This is a genomic window from Lysobacter spongiicola DSM 21749 (assembly GCF_900167055.1).
GTDB lineage: Bacteria > Pseudomonadota > Gammaproteobacteria > Xanthomonadales > Xanthomonadaceae > Novilysobacter > Novilysobacter spongiicola.
The window spans coordinates 1-16,148 of sequence record NZ_FUXP01000003.1 but is presented as its reverse complement, the minus strand read 5'-3'; the positions used below and the strand labels follow the sequence as shown (position 1 = coordinate 16,148).

Sequence of the window (16,148 nt, the reverse complement as noted above, 5' to 3'; positions counted from 1 at the left end):
CGACCATGGCACGGTACGACTACGACGCGGTCAGCAGCGAGGGCCGGACCCTGAAGGGCGTGCTGCGCGCCGGCAGCCCGCGCGAGGCGGCGCGGGTCCTGGAGCGCCGCGGACTTTCGGTGGTGTCGATCGCCGCCAGCGGTGGCGTGGAGCGGGCAGGCCGCCAGCGTCGGCTGCGCGCCAACGACGTGATCCTGGCGCTGCAGGAGCTGGCGACCATGTTGACTTCGGGCGTGTCGGTCTCCGACGCGGTGGGGTCGCAGGCGGTGTCGGCCCACCACCCGAAGGTCGTCGCCGCGTTCACCAAGATGTCGAAGGAGCTCCAGCGCGGCCAGCCGTTCTCCGACACCCTCGCCGGCAGCGGGTTGCCATTGCCCGACTACGCCGTGCAACTCGCGCGGGCCGGCGAGCTGACCGGCGAGCTCGGGCGTGCGCTGGTCGATGCCGGCCAACAGATGGAGTACGAGGAAGGCCTGCGGGCGGAAATGCGCAACGCCCTGGTGTACCCGGCCGTGCTGGTGTTCGCCGGTGCGGCTGCTGTCGCGCTGATGTTCCTGTTCGTGGTGCCGAAGTTCGCCTCGCTGCTTGACCAGGCCGAGGACCTGCCTCTGCTGGCGTGGCTGGTGCTGGCTTCCGGCACGTGGATGCGTGAGCACTTCGGTATGTTCATCGGCGTGGTGGTGCTGGCCGTGGGCGCCGGCGTCGTGGTGCTGCGCCGTCCCGGTGTCCGGGAGGGGCTGGTGGACCGGGCCGCGACCCTGCCGGTACTGGGTGCGTGGCTGGTGGAGTCCGACACCGCGCGCTGGGCCAAGGTGCTTTCGGCGCTGCTCGGCAACCGGGTGCCGGTGATGCGCGGCCTGGAGCTGGCGCAGAGCGGCCTGCAGATTCCCCACCGGCGGGCGCGCATGGGCGAGGTGACGCGCGCGGTGCGCGGCGGCAGCACCCTGGCCGATGCCCTGGAAGACCACGAGGCACTGACCGCCACCGGTTACAATCTGGTCCGCGTGGGCGAGCGCTCCGGCAAGCTGCCGGCGATGCTCGAATCGCTCGCGAAGCTCTACGAGGAGGCCGGCCGCAACAGGATGAAGCGCTTGCTGATCCTCATCGAGCCCTTGGCGATCCTGGTGATCGGAAGCATGATCGGAACCATCATCCTCGGGGTCATCCTGGCGATCACCAGCGCCAATGACCTGGCCATCTGACAGAGAACACCATGCACCGTCCTGTTCCCCAAACCGCTGCAGCGCGCCAGCGCGGCTTCACCCTCCTGGAGATGATCGTGGTCCTGGTCATCATCGGCCTGATCATGGGCCTGGTCGGGCCGCGGCTTTTCGGCCAGGCCGACAAGGCCAAGGTGCAGACCGCCGAGACCCAGATCAAGATGCTCGGCGGAGCGTTGCAGACCATGCGGCTCGACATCGGCCGGCTCCCGACCGCGGAAGAAGGCCTGCGGGCGCTGGTGGAGCGGCCGGGCGACGAGCGTGCCGCGAAGGCATGGTCCGGGCCCTATCTTGACGACAACGTCCCGGCCGACCCGTGGGGCCGCCCCTACCAATATGCGCCCGCATCCAGCGGCGCCAAGCCGTACACCCTGTATTCGCTGGGGGCTGATGGCCAGCCCGGCGGCGAGGAGTTCGATGCCGATGTGGGGCATTTGCCGGCGCGCTGAGCCGGCGGTGCAGCGCCTGCGGGCTGCCCGGGGCTTCACCCTGCTGGAGCTGCTGGTGGTGCTCTCGATCCTCGGGGTGGCGACCGCTTTGGCCGCACCCGCCGTCAGCGGCAGTATCGACGCGTGGCGGCGCCAGGCGGCGGTGGATGCGGTGGTCGAGCAGGTCCGGGGTTGGCCGGCCGACGCACGTTCGGCGGGGCGTCCGCTGCTGGTGACCGATGACCCGGACGCGGCCGATCGCGCCGAACTTTCAGTGCCGGAGGGATGGGAGCTGGTGGTCCCGCAGCCCTGGCGTGTGCGGGCCAATGGCGCCTGCGAAGGCGGCATGCTGCAGTTGCTGCGAGACGGGTCTTCCGTGGAGCTGGAGGTGCTTGCGCCCTTCTGCGAGATAGCCGCGGGAGAGGCGGGGTGACGCGCCGCGGATCGGCGTGCGGCCGTGCAGCAGCCACCGGGTTCACGTTGCTGGAGGCGATCATCGCGCTGGTGATTTTCAGCATGGGCGCGTTGGCGCTCTATGGCTGGCTTGGCAGCAACCTCAAGACGCTGGAGCGGGTGGATGTCCTGCAACGACGTGACGCTTCGGTGCGCTCGGGGCTGCAGGCCATCCGTCTGGTCAACCCGCTGGAGGAGCCACGCGGCCGCATGGCCGTCGGCAGCCATGTATTCGAGTGGGAGTCGCAGGAGGTGGAGCCGGTGCGGCGTGCGGTGTCGCAGGTGGGCCTGCCGACTATCTTTGAGGTCGGGCTGTTCGAAATGCAGGTACGCGTGCTGGAGGGTGGCGCCGAGGTCGGCGAATTCTCTGTGCGCCAGCTGGGCCACAGACAGGTAGGCGCGCTGGAGGAAGACTGAATGGCGAAGCGCGCACATCAACCCGGCTTCACGCTGATGGAAACCCTGGTGATGCTGGTGCTGGTCTCCTTTGCGGTGACCCTGATGTTCCAGATGCTGGGCAGCTACCGGGTCGCCAAGGAGCGCACGGCGGCCCAGGCGGGGCGGCTGGACCGCAGCGCGCTGATGCAGGCCTGGTTCCGGGAGTCGGTGGAGGGCCTGTACCCGCTGGACGGCGAGCCGCTGCAGGGCGCAACCGCATCGTTCTCGGCACAGACGCTCAATCCCCTGCATGCCTCGCCCGGGGCGCCGGTGGCCATCGGGTGGTCGCTCGAGCAGGAGGCGGACGCGAGCTGGATCGTCTACAGCGAGGCGGGCGAGGAGCGCTGGAGGTTGGAAATGCGTGATGCCCCGGCGCCAGGCTTCGTATTCCTCGATGGGAATGGTGCCACGCACGCGGGGTGGCCGCCCGCCCAGGGCCTGCAGGAAGCGCTTCCCGCGGCAGTGGGCCTGGTCTGGGACCGGAACGATTCCGACACCGGCCGCCTGCTGTTGGGATCGGTACGGCACAGCCGTGAGCCGCGCATGGTGCCGTTCGAAAGCGAGGTCGACTGATGGCTGCCATGCGCAGGGCCCCCGCCGGCGGTTTCGTGTTGGTCATGGTGCTGGCGATGCTGGTGATCCTGTCGATCCTCGCCGGTACGGTCGCCGCCACGTCGGCCCGCCTGCGCGAGGAGCAACTGGAGCGCCAGCGGGACCTGCAGGTCCAGCTGGACATGGCCAGCACGCAGGCCACGGTGATGTACCTGCTGAATACCCAACGCATGACGTTCGGCGGCCTCACGGTCGACGACAGGATCGCACTCAGCGAAGACGAGCGCATGGCCCAGAGCCGAGGGGAGGACGTGCTGTCCAACATGCCGGTCGGCAACGAGATCGCGTTGGATGGCCGCGGCTATCGTGGGCTTGGCGACGTGGTGTTCGCTATGCGCGATGACCGGGGCCGGCTGGCCGTGAACTGGGCGCCGCGCGATGTCCTGGAGCGGTTTCTGGAGCTGCACGGGTTCGCGCGGCTGCCGGCGCCGACCCTGTTGAACCGCCTGCTGGACTACCAGGATCCCGATGACCTGTACCGCCTGAACAGCCTGGAGCGGGAGGGCTACCTGTCACGCGGCCTGCCGCCGCCGACCAACCGGACGCTGGCCACGCCTCTCGAACTGCGGCGGGTCGTTGGCTGGGACGAAGCGCTAGGGCAGGTGGAGGACGGCCTGCTGCTGAATGCGCTGACAACGCGGCGCTCGGCGCAAGTCAATGTGAACACCGCTCCTGAAGCCGTGCTGGCCGCGCTGCCAGGCATGGATGCGAATGCAGCCCGGCGTGTGGTGGAGGCGCGGCAGGTCCAGCCCTTCACCTACCTGCCGACGTTCTTCCAGTTCGTGGGGGGCGTTCCCGGTTCAGAGGATGCGTTGGCACTGTATCCTTCCGACTCTGGGACGCTGGAGCTGTGGGCACCCGAAAGCGGCACGATGCGGGTCCTGCACTGGACCCTGACGCCACGTGACGAGGGGGGAAAGCCGTGGCGCGAGGATTATGAATTCACAGTGGCAAAAAACGAGGCGGGCGCTGGAACCGTACCGCTCGCGCCTGGCGCGGCGGTTCTCGCCGACGCGATACCTGCGCAGGAGTGATTCGCTGGAATTGCTGGAGTCCGGCGGCCGGTCCAGGGTCTGGTTGCTGTCACGAGCTCTTTGCGCCTACACCACCTTCGATGCTTCGGCCATTCCGGCCCGCAAGCGTGGAGGGTTCGTAGCCACTGCCCTGTCGCGCTGGTCGCCTTTTCCGGACACCGAGCACCACGTTGAATGGGTGGGCGCGCGTGCGATGGCATGGGCATGGTCACCCAGCGGTGTACTCGCGCTGGACACCGATGGCGAAGCCGCTCCCGACCGGATGCTGCCTGAAGCGATATTCCGTGGTGCACCGGCGGCCGAAGGTGCTGGAGTGGTCGGCATGTCGGAGGGCTACGAGGGCCGGGTCTGGAAGAACGGTGTGCTTGAGGCGAGCCAGTGGTGGCCTGAACTGCCGACGCCGGAAGACTGGCGGCTGTTCATGAGGGGCGCCGGAGCCCCCGGCGGCGACATGGTGCCGCCGGTCCAGTCGGCGGATGTCGCCCAACGCCCGTGGACCCGCCTGGGCGGCAATGCCGCCTGGGGCGAAGTGGCGGCGCGGAACAAGCCGCTGCTGGTGGCTGCGGCGATCGGGCTGGCCGCGGCGGTACTGATGATGCCCCTTGGCGGCGGAATCCGACTGCTGTTGTCCGGGGCCGCGCTGGAACGGGAGATCGCTTCGCAGGACGAAAGCCTGCAGAGGATCATTGCCGCTCGCGAAGCTGCTGAACGGGATGCGGCGCGCATCGATGCCTTGGTGGCGCTGAGGCCGCCGGCGAGCCAGTTGCAATTGCTGGCGGTTGTTGCCGAGCTGACGCCAGGCCGGGACTGGCAGTTGCTGGAGTGGCGAATGCCGGACCGGCAGACGCTGGAGGTCGACCTGCGCATGCCGTCGCCGGATCCCCGTGCACTCGTGGAAGCATGGGAAGGGTCGGGCCGTTTCCAGGCTGTCACGGCAGAGCTGGGGCGTGGCGGCAACGAGGTTGGCATGCGGGCGACGGTGTTGCGGCACGTGCCGGAGGCTCCGCAATGAGCGCGGCCACCGCCTGGTCATCGGCGCGGGACGAGTGGAGCCGGAATGCCAGGCTGCGGTGGGGCGTGGGGGTTATCGCACTCGTGATAGGGGTCTGGGTGTTCCTGGTGCTGCGGGACTGGCGTGACGCCTTGGCCGAAGAGTATCTGGACCGCCACGCGTACCTGGTCAAGATGCAGTCCCTGGTAGGCCAGGACGAGTGGCTGGAACGCGCTGAAGCTGCCGCGCGCATTCGGGCGGCACTGGAAGCGGAAATCCCGTTGGCGGACACGATCGGCATCGCGCAGGCCACCGTCCAGACCTGGGCGCGTGACCTGGTCGCGGCCAGCGGTGCCGAATTGCAGGTCCAGGCGCAGGCGGCCCAGGAGGTGGAGGGCCATCCCGGGCTGTTCCGGGTGCCGGTGGTGATCAGCGGGGGGCTACAGGCACCCAAGGTGATGGAGCTGATCCGACAGGTCGAAAGCTATGGCAGCCTTGCGGTCATCGAGGAATCCCTGATCATGAATCGCCAGAACGAGACGTTCTCGCTCACGGTGGTGGCCTACTTCCAGGTGCAGGAGGGTGTCGCCGATGCGGGTGCCTGACTGGCTGGTGGTCAGGCGGCCCTGGTTGGCGGGCCTTGTAGGCGGGGCGGTGCTTGGCCTCGCATTCGGCCTGCTGCGGCCGGTCCCCCGGGCGACTGCCGAGGACATCGCGGGCCCGGCCTGGCAGCTCCCTGATCCGGATGTCCTGGTCCGCGCGGACGAAAGCGGTTTTTCGAAGTTGCGCAATGCCCGGTTCTGGGGGGGCAACGGCTCCATGAACGGCGGGCCGGGCAGCAAGCGCGTGGAGTGGCGTCTTACGGGTATCATTGCCGATCCTGTTCCGACGGCCCTGGTGCTCGCCACTGGCGATCCAAAGACGGTTTCGCTCCACGTGGGGGATTCGCTGCCGGGCGGGGGCGAAATCGTCGGCATCTCTGCCGACGCGGTCGAGTACCAGCGGGACGGCTGCCTGCAGTCGCGCATCCTGTATGCGCCGGCCCAGCCCGTTGGAGGGGATCCATGCGCATCCAAACCGTGAAAGGGGCAAGTTTCATCGTATGAAAAGGTTCCTCCTGCTCGCCTTCGCAGTCGTTCTGCTGGGCCACCTCAACGGGTGCGCGCGGCCGGTGAAGGTGAGCTTGCCCGAGCCGGTGCCCCGCCCAGAGCAGCAGGTGCCTTCACCGCCAGACCAGGCGCTGGTAGCCGGTGAAGGCGTGGATCGACCGGATTCGCTTGTGCGCACCGCAACACCCTCCCTGTCCCAGAGCGGATCGGCCGTGTCGGGGTTGAGGGTCACTGAAGACATGCCTCCGGTTCGCGGCGAGCCGATTGCCGCCAACATCGAGGGCGTGCCGGTACCGGCTTTCATCAACGAGTTTTTCGGCTCCATCCTGGGTGTCGGCTTTCAGATGGACCCGGCGGTTGCCAAGCTCAACGACCTCGTCACGCTGAGGACTCCCGGCCCGCTGCCGCCGGAGGAGTTCTACCAGCTGGCGGTACAGGTCCTGAAGACGTACGGCATCCGCACGCGGTACGAAGGCGGACGGGTGATGTTCACTCCAGCAGCGAAAGGCGGAGATTTCGAGCCTCCGCTGGTCCTCAGCGGAAGGACGCTGCCGCAGGTGCCGATCACCCACCGGCCGATATTCCAGCTGGTGGAGCTGCAGGCCGTGCGCACAGGTGACGTGAGCCAGTGGCTGAAGACCGCGTTCGATTCGGACGGCCTGCGCATCCAGGACGACCTCAACCGCAATGCCATCGTCCTGTACGGTAAGCCGGACATCGTGCAGCAGGCAGTTGCGGCCATTCGCGTGCTTGATCGTCCGTACATGCGCGGGCGAGTGAGCACTCGCCTCGAGCCGGCGTTCGTGGCGGCCGACGAGCTGGGGCGGCGGCTGGTGGACGTGCTTGTCGCGGAAGGTTACGGGGCGTCGTTGCATTCGGGGCAGGGGGTAGTCCAGGCCACCTCGGTACTGGTGCTGCCGGTGGTGGCTTCCAATACCGTGCTTCTTTTTGCCGGTGACGCCGAACTGCTCGACCACGCGGTGCAGTGGGCACATACCATTGATCGGCCGAATCCCGCCTCCGGAAGCCAGAGCCTGTTCTACTACATGGTGAAGAACACCCAGGCGCAGGACATCGTCGCCACTTTGAATGGTGTTCGCACGGCTGCCGCGCGGGCGTTGGAGCCGACCCGCGATGCGCTTTCCTCTGGGGAGGCCAATTCGGCGGACGGCCGCGGCGCGGCGGCGCCTGCCACTCCTGCCGCGTCAGGTGGTGCCGCGACAGGATCGCTTGCCGACGGCCAGCTGGTCCTGGATGAGCCTCGCAATGCGTTGATATTCCAGGGCGAAGCAGCAGCGTGGGGCCGGCTGCTGCCCCTGATCCGGCAGATGGACAGGGCGGCACGCCAGGTGATGATCGAAGTCACCATTGCCGAGGTGAGTCTGGAGGACAACGAAGAGTTCGGCGTCAGCTGGCTGGCCAAGAACGACATTGGCCGCTTCAATGGCACGGTCACATCCGGAATTCTCGGGGACTCCGATGCCGAGTCATTCGGTGGTCTGACCTACCTGCTGGATATTGCCGGACAGGCCCGGGCCCGCCTGCGCGCGTTCGCCGACGACAGCCGGGTCACCATCCTGTCGTCGCCCCGCCTGATGGTGAAGAGCGGGGAAGAGGCCAGCATCGACGTGGGTACCGAAGTGCCGACAATTTCAGCACAGACCGCATCGGACCAACAGACCGACGGTACCTCCAACATCCTGCAGTCGGTCCAGTACCGGAAGACGGGCATCATCCTCAACATCAAGCCGATCGTGTATTCGGACGACCGCATCGACCTGACGATCAGGCAGGAGGTCAGCGAGGCCCTGCCGTTGTCGGCTGACTCCACCGTCCAGTCCCCATCGATCTTCAACCGCGCGGTCAGCAGCAGCCTGAGCCTGCGTGACGGCAGCTCCATCCTGATCGGGGGGCTGATGTCGAACCGGACGACCAACTCGGATGGGGGGGTGCCCTACCTCAAGGACATCCCGGTACTGGGAAACCTGTTCAGGAACAGTACCCGCAGGTCCAGTCGGACCGAGCTGGTGCTGATGATCGTGCCCTATGTGGTCGAGACGGATGCACAGGCACGCGAGCTGAGCCAGTCATTGGGCAAGGGCTTCCAGCATATCGAGATGCCGAATGGTCGCGTGCCGCTTGACGGCGTCGAGCAGGCTCCTCCCGCGCCGCAGACCCAGCACTGAGCGGAGCCGCGACATGTCCCCGCGGGTGGGGTTCGTCATTGGTGGTGTACAGAAGGGTGGTACGACCGCGTTGGCGGAATTCCTGTCCGCCCACCCTGACCTGGTGCTACCGGCAGTGAAGGAGGCGCACGTCTTCGACGATCCGCGCTTCGACGATCGGTGGGACGCGGTGGAATTGGACCGGCGATACGCCCGGCATTTCCCGGAGGGCCGGAGAGCGGCAGCTTTGTATGGTGACGCGACCCCGATCTATATGCTGCATCCGACGCTCATCGCACGGATCGCGAGATACAACCCGGCGATGAAGTGGGTGCTGATCCTCCGACACCCGGTAGAGCGGGCGGTGTCCCACTACAGGATGGAGCGTGCTCGCGGTACGGATCGCTGGCCGTTCTGGGCAGCGGTATTGCTGGAGCGATGGAGGCTACGCGGAGAACGCCGCTTGGATCTGTCTCCAGGCTCGCCATTGCGAAGGTTCAGTTATCGCCTCCGTGGCGACTATGCGGCCCAGCTGGACATGATCCATGCCTATTTTCCGCCCGCCCAGGTCCTGATCATCAAGAACCGGGCGTTGGCCGACTACCCGGAAGAGACCCTGCGCAGCGTGCATGGGTTCCTGGGGGTCGAGCAGAACGCCGAAGCGCGATTCGACCGCGTGTTTCAAGGTGACTATCCAAGATTGAAACCGGGCGGGGCGCGTTGGCGCCTGATGTGCTGGCTGATGCGCCGCGAGTTGGAGTGCGCGAGGAAGCGTTACGGAATCACCTGGCCATGAGCCGGGCACTTTTCCAACGCGAGGCGCCAAAGATCCGGAAGCTGCCGGAGTACGTCGTGAAAGGCTCCCCGCTCGCGTTCGAGGCTAAACCTTGCGGCAGTCGCGATGCCTCCACTTGCGAGCCTGTGGCAAAGGCCAGGTTCGTCGAGTCGCGTCACCGCCTGGATGAGCGCTTCCAGTTCCAGCGGCGGGGCCAGCGCGTTCTGTTCGGGCTTGAGGTATGCGCGGTTTCCGACGCAGTCCGGCACCACGGTCGCACATCCTTGCGCCATTGCCTCCAGTCCCGGCAGATAAAACCCCTCGGTCGGCCGGGGCAAGACCACCGCGATTCGGCATCCGGCGAGAAGTTCGAGGTAGCGAGCCGGGGGAATACGCAAATTGTTCAGATGTACGTGTCGCCCTGCATCGCGTAATCGGGCGGCGAGTGCCGCACCCAGCTGAGGTTGCTTGATGGCGTCGATGAAGATGCCCGTTCGGACCGTATTTCGCGGAGGTGGCGGCACGGATATCCCCGCCTCGATCACTATCACCGGGCCGAGGGGCTCCGCGGGCGCGATGGCGTGGGCCACTGCTTCACTCACACAAATCCGCACTGCTGGTCGCTTCAGAAATCGATAGCGCGGGTCCTTGGCATCCCCGTGACGGACGTGCTGCACCAGGTTGATAACCGGGCGGACGTGGTCATCGTGCGGATAGGCTTCCCAGTCAACGCCGCCGAGGAACAGGGCGTCGGCCGCGGCGGGCTCCCATTTTTGGAGCACGGGAAGATCATGAACTCGCCACGGGTTCTGCGCTGGGACGCTGCTCGCGGTCTGGTGAATCCGGGGTTCCCACCCGGGGGCGGAACCGGCGTGGCGGAAGTAGTCCCAGACCTTGCCGTGGCCACCACTGTAGCGCTGGAAGTCGCGATAGAAGAGCAGGCTATGGCTCACGGGGCTGATGATCCTGCGACGGGAGGGGCAGGGGCTGCTGCCTGAGCGAAGCAGCTTAGGATAAGCGGCCGCCGGCATTGTGGCGACGCCCGCACGTGAACACATCGCAGCTGCCAAGAACAACCGTCGCAGCAGGTTCACTGCCGCTGATCTCACTTTGCGTCTGCGAGCTGCCGCTTACCTGACGCGGTTACGTTACCAAGCCACGCAGCCGGAGATCGCAGTGGACGGGCAGACAGTGGCAGCTCCACCATCTTCTGGACCGACGCTTCCCAACCATTCAGGCCGTCTCCGCCTCCGGTGCTAGAATTCCCGGTTCGCCTCGCCCGTGCCTACGGAAGATCCGCTATGAGCCATACCAACACCGGCGATGCCGGCCGCAAGCACGGCCTGGGCACCCTCGCCATCCATGCCGGGCAGTCCCCCGACCCGAGCACCGGCGCGGTCATGACCCCGATCTACGCCACCTCGACCTACGTGCAGTCGAGCCCCGGCGAACACCAGGGTTTCGAATATACGCGCAGTCACAACCCGACGCGTTTCGCCTACGAGCGCTGCGTCGCGGAACTGGAAGGTGGCTCGCGCGGCTTCGCCTTCGCCTCGGGCATGGCCGCGACCTCGACCATCCTGGAGCTGCTGGACGCCGGCAGCCACGTGATCGCCATGGACGACGTTTATGGCGGTACCTACCGCCTGTTCGAGCGTGTCCGCCGTCGTACCGCCAACCTGGATTTCAGCTGGGTCGACCTCGACGACGCTGCGGCGTTCGAAGCCGCAATTCGCCCTGAAACGAAGATGGTCTGGATCGAAACCCCGACCAACCCGTTGCTGAAGCTGGTCGACATCGCTAGGATCGCGAAAATTGCGCGCAAGCGTGGCTTGATCGTCGTGGTCGACAACACCTTCAGTTCCCCGATTCTCCAGCGCCCCATCGAGCACGGCGCGCACATCGTCATGCATTCGGCGACCAAGTACCTCAATGGCCACTCCGACATGGTCGGCGGCATGGTGGTGGTGGGCGACGACAACGAGCTCGCCGAACAGATGGCTTTCCTGCAGAACTCGGTCGGGGGCGTGCAGGGGCCGTTTGACAGCTTTCTTGCGTTGCGCGGCCTGAAAACCCTGCACCTGCGGATGAAGGCGCATTGCGAGAATGCGCAGGCGCTCGCCGAGTGGCTGCAGGGTCATCCGGCAGTCGACAAGGTGATATATCCGGGATTGGAGTCACACCCGCAGCACGCTCTGGCCACGCGCCAGATGGACGGGTTCGGCGGCATGGTGAGCATCCTCGTGAAGGGTGGTGTCGATGCGTCGCGTCGGTTCTGCGAGCGCACCCGACTGTTCGCCCTGGCCGAGTCCCTGGGCGGGGTGGAAAGCCTCGTGAACCACCCGGCCATCATGACCCACGCAAGCGTGCCGCTGGAGCGGCGGGCAGAGCTCGGCGTGGCAGAGAATCTGGTGCGCCTGAGCGTAGGCGTGGAATACCTCGAGGACCTTCGCGCCGACCTGGATGCCGCGTTGTCGTGAGCGAGGGTTTTTCATCCGCGTCCATTCCCGTGGGCGCCCGCTCAAGCGGTGCGCCCGGCGCATTCTGGCGGGAGCTGAAGGAGAGTTTTAGAAACCCCGAGTTTTGGGCGTTGTCGAGCTGGCTCGACATCATCGTGCGGGCACGCAAGTCCCGCTTCGGCATCCTCTGGCTGCTGGCACCTTCCGTCGTCTACGTTTTCGGCCTGGGCCTGTTCTTCGCGAGCATGCAGCCCGGCGGTGGCTCCAATTCCTTCTATGCGTACGTGGCGCTCGGCGCCATGGTATTTCGCACGTTGATGTCGGCGGTCATAGGCAGTGCGACCGTGTTCAATGGCAGCCACTCGTTCATCATGGACGGGCATATGCGGTTGACGGACTTCCTCTTGCAATCCCTTGCAAAGTCGTTCTTCGATTTCTGCATGTACCTGCCGGTGGTGATTGTTGCGCTGGTGATCGCCGACGGTATATCCCTCACCGGCCTGTTGTGGGCGCTGCCCGCTGTAGGCCTGATCTACCTCAACGGACTATGGATATCGGCCGTGTTCTCGCTGGCCGGTGCGCGGTTTCCGGATTTCGGGCAGTTGCTCAACACCGTGTCGATCTTCCTGTTTCTCCTGACCCCTATCATCTGGTATCCGGAGATGATGCCGGCCGGCAGCATCAGGTCACTGCTGATGCGCCTCAACCCGTTCTATCACTTCGTGGAAATCTTCCGTGCGCCGATTCTGGGTGATCCGGTGGAAGTGATGTCGCTCTGGTACGTGGGCATCATGACGGTCGCCGGGCTGGCCTTGGCGACATTGGTGTATCGCCGCTATGCCCGTTTCGTGCCGTTGTGGATCTGACCATGGGTGCGATGATCAAGGTCGAACACCTCTCACTCGACGTCCCTGTGTTCCTGCAACGTGAGCGGGGGTCGACGGGTTGGGGCGGCATGTTCTTCGGTGCTGCGTTCGATCCACCAAAGCGCCGGATGGCTCGGCTGCTCGACGACCTGAGCTTCGAGATCAAAGAAGGCGACCGCGTCGCCATCCTCGGCCGCAATGGCGCGGGTAAATCAACCCTGCTGCGGGTACTCAACCGCGTGTACCAGCCCAGTCACGGCAGCGTGGTAGTGGAAGGTAGCTGCCAGGCGCTGCTGAACATGTCCTTGGGCTTCAACGCCGAAGCCACGGTGCGGGAGAATATCCACCTGCGCGGTATAGCGATGGGGTTGAAGTCATCCTTCCTGCGCGAGCAGATTGGGCCGATCCTCGAGTTCTCCGGTCTCCAGGAGAAGGTCAACCACCGCCTGCGCACGCTGTCTTCCGGGCAGAAGATGCGCCTGGGGTTTGCCATTTCAACATCGGTGCAACACGACATCATCCTGATGGACGAGTGGGTGGGCGCCGGCGACGCCGACTTCATGGCCAAGGCCAAAGAACGCATGCGCAGCCGCGTTGGCGGCAGCAAGATCGTGGTACTCGCCAGCCACAGCGTCGGCCTGCTGCGCGACATTTGCAACAAAGCGCTCGTACTCGAGCGGGGGAGGCTTGTGCACGCTGGAGACATCACAACCTCGCTCAAGCACTACCACGACCTGATGGCCCGGGCCCGTAATACGCCGGACGCCCCCGGCGAAACGGAGGTGCCCGTGCATGGGCAGGTCTACGGTGCGGTGGAAGAGATCACGGCGGCTGGCGACGGGCGTTTCCTTGTCAAGGGCTGGATGGTCGACACCGAGGGCGCCGTACCCAGCGGCCTGGCACTGGAGCGGAACGGCTTTCGGTACGTCGCAGAAGAAGTTGAACGGATCCCGCGTCCGGACGTGATGCGGCACTTCGGACTGAGCACCGAGCAGTGCGGCTTCCTGGCACTGGTCAAGGTGCCTGGTTGTTCCGCCCCCGCCGATCTCGGAATTGGGGTGCGGGTGCTGGGCGGCGCAACAACCGACACATCGGGAACCCAACTGCGCATGGCGGCAGCGGTTGCTGCCGCACTTTCCCCGGCCGCCGTGTCTCCCCCCAAAGAAGCCCAAGGCTGAACAGGATCGGCTCCCTCCATGGCCCAGTACCAATCTTTCCCGGACGCCGTCGGCGATTCGCGTACGCTGGACAAGCTCCGGGCGCTGCGCTTGCCGGACCTGAAGGACAGGATTTTCCTCGACGTCGGTTGCAACGAGGGATTTTTCTGTGGCTTTGCGCAGTATGCCGGCGCTCGCCGGGCGGTCGGGTTGGACAAGTCCCGCCTGTTCCTCGATCGCGCGCAACGCCGGTATCCGGAATGCGAATTCGTACTTGGGGAATGGGATGCCCTGCCGACCGGTCCATTCGATGTAGTGTTGCTGGCGTCGGCCATTCACTACGCTGAAGATCAGCCGGATCTCATCCGGCGGCTGGTGGACCTGCTGACGCACGACGGCGTGCTGGTGATTGAGATGGGCTTGGTGTCTTCCGCCAAGAGCGAGTGGCGCCGGGTCAAGCGGGGTGACGACGAGCGGATGTTTCCCTCGATGAAGATGCTCGAGGAAGTGCTTGCACCCTATGCATGGAAATGGATGGGCCCAAGCGTCGACCAGGCTGGCGACCCGGTGAAGAGGCACGTGATCCACGTCATGCGGCGCCGGCCGGTTGCCTACCTCCTGATGCAGCCACCCGGTTATGGGAAAACCACGATCGCTGCAGGATTGTTCAAGGAGGCCGGGGTCGTCCGGGTGTCTGGGGATGAACTGGTCCTGCAGGTGGCGCGCCAGCAGTTGGCCGCGCCCTCCGCGCTCTATCGGCTACTTGCAAAAGACTTCTCCCCTTTCCGGATCGATGCGTCGATCCGGAAGGTATTTGACGCCGGCCAAGGGGCGGCACTGGTCAAAGTGTTCGCGGATGCGGCCGGTGGAGGTGACTTTGCACTCGACGCCTACGTACCAGAGGGGTGCCACGCAGAGGTTGAAAAGTGCTTGGCGGATGCGGGTTATCTGCCGGTGCGACTGCACTGGGAGAGGGCAGGTCTGGCTCCGCTGGCGCCAGACCACCTAACCGGGCTTGCAGAGTCTTACTTCAAGTCCTTGGCGGGCAGGACCGCTCTCGCGGTTGACCGGCCGCCGGGTCGCGGCTACGTGGATACGATCGAGGTTGGTGGACCAGGTGTAGTGGTGACCGGATGGGCGGTGGACGGGCGCCAGCAGGCAGGTCCTGCGGCAATAGATTTGTGGCTGGGAGAACAGCGATACCGGGGTGAAGTGTCGGTGGTTTCAAGGCGTGACGTGCAACGCCGGCTTGGCCTCGCGCACGAACGCTTCGGCTATCGCGCAACGGTTGAATTGCCTGCAGCGATGACCGTATTGGAGCTGTTGCAGCAGGTACGGGTGTCGGCAGTGTGGGCGGACGCCGTCGAAGTGCCATTGCGTTTCTCCACTTCGCTGGAGCAGATGGCCGGGGTGCGCGGCCAGTGAGCACCAGCGCGCCGCGAGACATGGCCCGGGTAGCGGCAGGGACGGATATGTCATGCAGTTGATCATCTTGGGGATGCACCGATCGGGGACGTCGATGCAGACGCGTCTCCTCAACCTCGCCGGGGCTTACTTCGGTCCCGAGGGCGCCAACACGGGAGCGAGCGAGGAAAATCCGAGAGGATTCTGGGAGCGCCGCGATGTCCGCGCACTCAACGACCGTGTGCTGCATGCGGCTGGCTGCGACTGGAACCGCGCTGTCGATTTCGAGCTCGCCAGGGTGCCCTTGGAGGACAGAGACCACTTCAAGCGTGCAGCTTCCCGACTCGTCTTGGACATGGACGGGCACCGTCCCTGGGTGCTGAAGGAGCCGCGGCTGTGCCTGCTGTTACCGATGTGGCGCGAGGCATTGGAGTGTCCGGTTGGTATCCATGTCTTCCGCCATCCGGTAGAGGTCGCTTCCAGCCTGCTGCGGCGCGACGGCATGCCGATCGAGGTGGGGCTGGCGCTGTGGAAACTCTATGTCTGCAGCTCGATCCACGCTTCGCGCGGAATGCCCTGCATCACCAGCTTTCACCGGGACTTCGTTACCGACCCCTATACCGCGACGTGCGAGATGGTCAATCTCCTGCAGCAGGTCGGCGTGAGCGGCCTCCGCCTCCCTAGCTGTGATCTCTCAGTAGGTTGTTCATCCGGGGTGGTCCCGGAAGACTGGAGGTGCGAATCAGCCACCCCTCCAGGAGCCCCGGATGAACCTGCATAAACATGCCCGCCTTAGCCCTCGCGGTCGAGCCCTGCTCGTGGACCGCATCTTGATTCAGGGCCTGCGCGTGGAAGAAGCCGCACACGCCGCCGGCGTGAGCGTTCGAACAGCGTACAAGTGGCTGAAACGGTTCAAGGAAGAAGGTTCGGGCGGGTTAACCGATCGATCCTCGAGACCGCGGCACTGTCCCCACGCGACAGCGCCACGGATCGTGGATCAGGTGCTGGAGCAGCGTCGCGCCCGGCAGACTTATCGG

Annotated in this window: 18 protein-coding genes; 17 read left to right on the top strand and 1 reads right to left on the bottom strand. The window is 65.6% G+C overall.

Annotated features, from left to right (window positions below):
* Positions 1 to 5: 5 nt before the first annotated feature.
* Genes B5D37_RS15150 through B5D37_RS05730 form a run of 11 tightly spaced genes read left to right on the top strand, consistent with a single transcriptional unit; the run spans position 6 to position 9,246 of the window.
* Positions 6 to 1,202 (top strand): type II secretion system F family protein, encoded by a 1,197-nt coding sequence (locus B5D37_RS15150; protein ID WP_078757777.1) that lies wholly within the window; start codon positions 6 to 8, stop codon positions 1,200 to 1,202.
* Between the two features lie 11 nt (positions 1,203 to 1,213).
* Positions 1,214 to 1,669 carry a type II secretion system major pseudopilin GspG gene (gene gspG, locus B5D37_RS05775; RefSeq protein WP_078757776.1) on the top strand — a complete coding sequence of 152 codons (456 nt, stop codon included), beginning with the start codon at positions 1,214 to 1,216 and terminating at the stop codon, positions 1,667 to 1,669.
* A 7-nt stretch (positions 1,670 to 1,676) separates the two neighbouring features.
* On the top strand, positions 1,677 to 2,081 hold the full coding sequence (locus B5D37_RS05770) for a prepilin-type N-terminal cleavage/methylation domain-containing protein (RefSeq protein ID WP_159447349.1): 405 nt from the start codon (positions 1,677 to 1,679) through the stop codon (positions 2,079 to 2,081).
* Positions 2,078 to 2,518, top strand: a complete 441-nt coding sequence (locus B5D37_RS05765) for a PulJ/GspJ family protein (RefSeq protein ID WP_159447348.1) — start codon at positions 2,078 to 2,080, stop codon at positions 2,516 to 2,518. The genes B5D37_RS05770 and B5D37_RS05765 overlap by 4 nt, the downstream gene beginning before the upstream one ends.
* Positions 2,519 to 3,112 carry a type II secretion system protein gene (locus tag B5D37_RS05760; RefSeq protein WP_078757773.1) on the top strand — a complete coding sequence of 198 codons (594 nt, stop codon included), beginning with the start codon at positions 2,519 to 2,521 and terminating at the stop codon, positions 3,110 to 3,112.
* Positions 3,113 to 3,120: 8 nt separating this feature from the next.
* On the top strand, positions 3,121 to 4,185 hold the full coding sequence (locus B5D37_RS05755) for a type II secretion system minor pseudopilin (RefSeq protein ID WP_159447347.1): 1,065 nt from the start codon (positions 3,121 to 3,123) through the stop codon (positions 4,183 to 4,185).
* Positions 4,088 to 5,197: a hypothetical protein gene (locus B5D37_RS05750; RefSeq protein ID WP_159447346.1), complete on the top strand. Its 1,110-nt coding sequence runs from the start codon at positions 4,088 to 4,090 to the stop codon at positions 5,195 to 5,197. Before B5D37_RS05755 ends, B5D37_RS05750 begins: the two co-directional genes overlap by 98 nt.
* Positions 5,194 to 5,781: a hypothetical protein gene (locus B5D37_RS05745; RefSeq protein WP_143814168.1), complete on the top strand. Its 588-nt coding sequence runs from the start codon at positions 5,194 to 5,196 to the stop codon at positions 5,779 to 5,781. Before B5D37_RS05750 ends, B5D37_RS05745 begins: the two co-directional genes overlap by 4 nt.
* Complete coding sequence (locus tag B5D37_RS14795) at positions 5,768 to 6,259, top strand: hypothetical protein (RefSeq protein WP_078757769.1); 492 nt, start codon at positions 5,768 to 5,770, stop codon at positions 6,257 to 6,259. Before B5D37_RS05745 ends, B5D37_RS14795 begins: the two co-directional genes overlap by 14 nt.
* 19 nt (positions 6,260 to 6,278) lie before the next feature.
* Positions 6,279 to 8,471, top strand: a complete 2,193-nt coding sequence (locus B5D37_RS05735) for a type II secretion system protein GspD (protein ID WP_159447345.1) — start codon at positions 6,279 to 6,281, stop codon at positions 8,469 to 8,471.
* A gap of 13 nt (positions 8,472 to 8,484) precedes the next feature.
* On the top strand, positions 8,485 to 9,246 hold the full coding sequence (locus tag B5D37_RS05730) for a sulfotransferase family protein (RefSeq protein ID WP_159447344.1): 762 nt from the start codon (positions 8,485 to 8,487) through the stop codon (positions 9,244 to 9,246).
* On the opposite strand, the gene B5D37_RS14635 is transcribed toward B5D37_RS05730, so the two are convergent.
* Entirely contained in the window at positions 9,225 to 10,178 is a 954-nt protein-coding gene (locus B5D37_RS14635; RefSeq protein WP_159447343.1) for a glycosyltransferase, read from the bottom strand. The two genes, B5D37_RS05730 and B5D37_RS14635, sit on opposite strands and share 22 nt — an antisense overlap.
* Positions 10,179 to 10,526: 348 nt before the next feature.
* Here B5D37_RS14635 and B5D37_RS05715 point away from each other — a divergent pair, with 348 nt between their 5' ends.
* The 6 genes from B5D37_RS05715 to B5D37_RS05690 all read left to right on the top strand — a co-directional run.
* Positions 10,527 to 11,705 carry a cystathionine gamma-synthase gene (locus tag B5D37_RS05715; protein WP_078757764.1) on the top strand — a complete coding sequence of 393 codons (1,179 nt, stop codon included), beginning with the start codon at positions 10,527 to 10,529 and terminating at the stop codon, positions 11,703 to 11,705.
* Positions 11,702 to 12,550 carry an ABC transporter permease gene (locus B5D37_RS05710; protein WP_159447342.1) on the top strand — a complete coding sequence of 283 codons (849 nt, stop codon included), beginning with the start codon at positions 11,702 to 11,704 and terminating at the stop codon, positions 12,548 to 12,550. The genes B5D37_RS05715 and B5D37_RS05710 overlap by 4 nt, the downstream gene beginning before the upstream one ends.
* Positions 12,551 to 12,552: 2 nt before the next feature.
* Positions 12,553 to 13,728, top strand: coding sequence for an ABC transporter ATP-binding protein (locus B5D37_RS05705; RefSeq protein ID WP_078757762.1), 1,176 nt, complete (start codon positions 12,553 to 12,555; stop codon positions 13,726 to 13,728).
* A gap of 18 nt (positions 13,729 to 13,746) precedes the next feature.
* The gene (locus B5D37_RS05700; RefSeq protein ID WP_078757761.1) at positions 13,747 to 15,132 is read left to right on the top strand and encodes a class I SAM-dependent methyltransferase; all 1,386 of its coding nucleotides are present in this window, start codon (positions 13,747 to 13,749) and stop codon (positions 15,130 to 15,132) included.
* A 52-nt stretch (positions 15,133 to 15,184) separates the two neighbouring features.
* Entirely contained in the window at positions 15,185 to 15,892 is a 708-nt protein-coding gene (locus B5D37_RS05695) for a sulfotransferase family protein (protein WP_078757760.1), read from the top strand.
* On the top strand, positions 15,879 to 16,148 hold a 270-nt coding region (locus tag B5D37_RS05690; RefSeq protein WP_143814165.1), incomplete at its 3' end, for a leucine zipper domain-containing protein. The genes B5D37_RS05695 and B5D37_RS05690, both read left to right, overlap by 14 nt.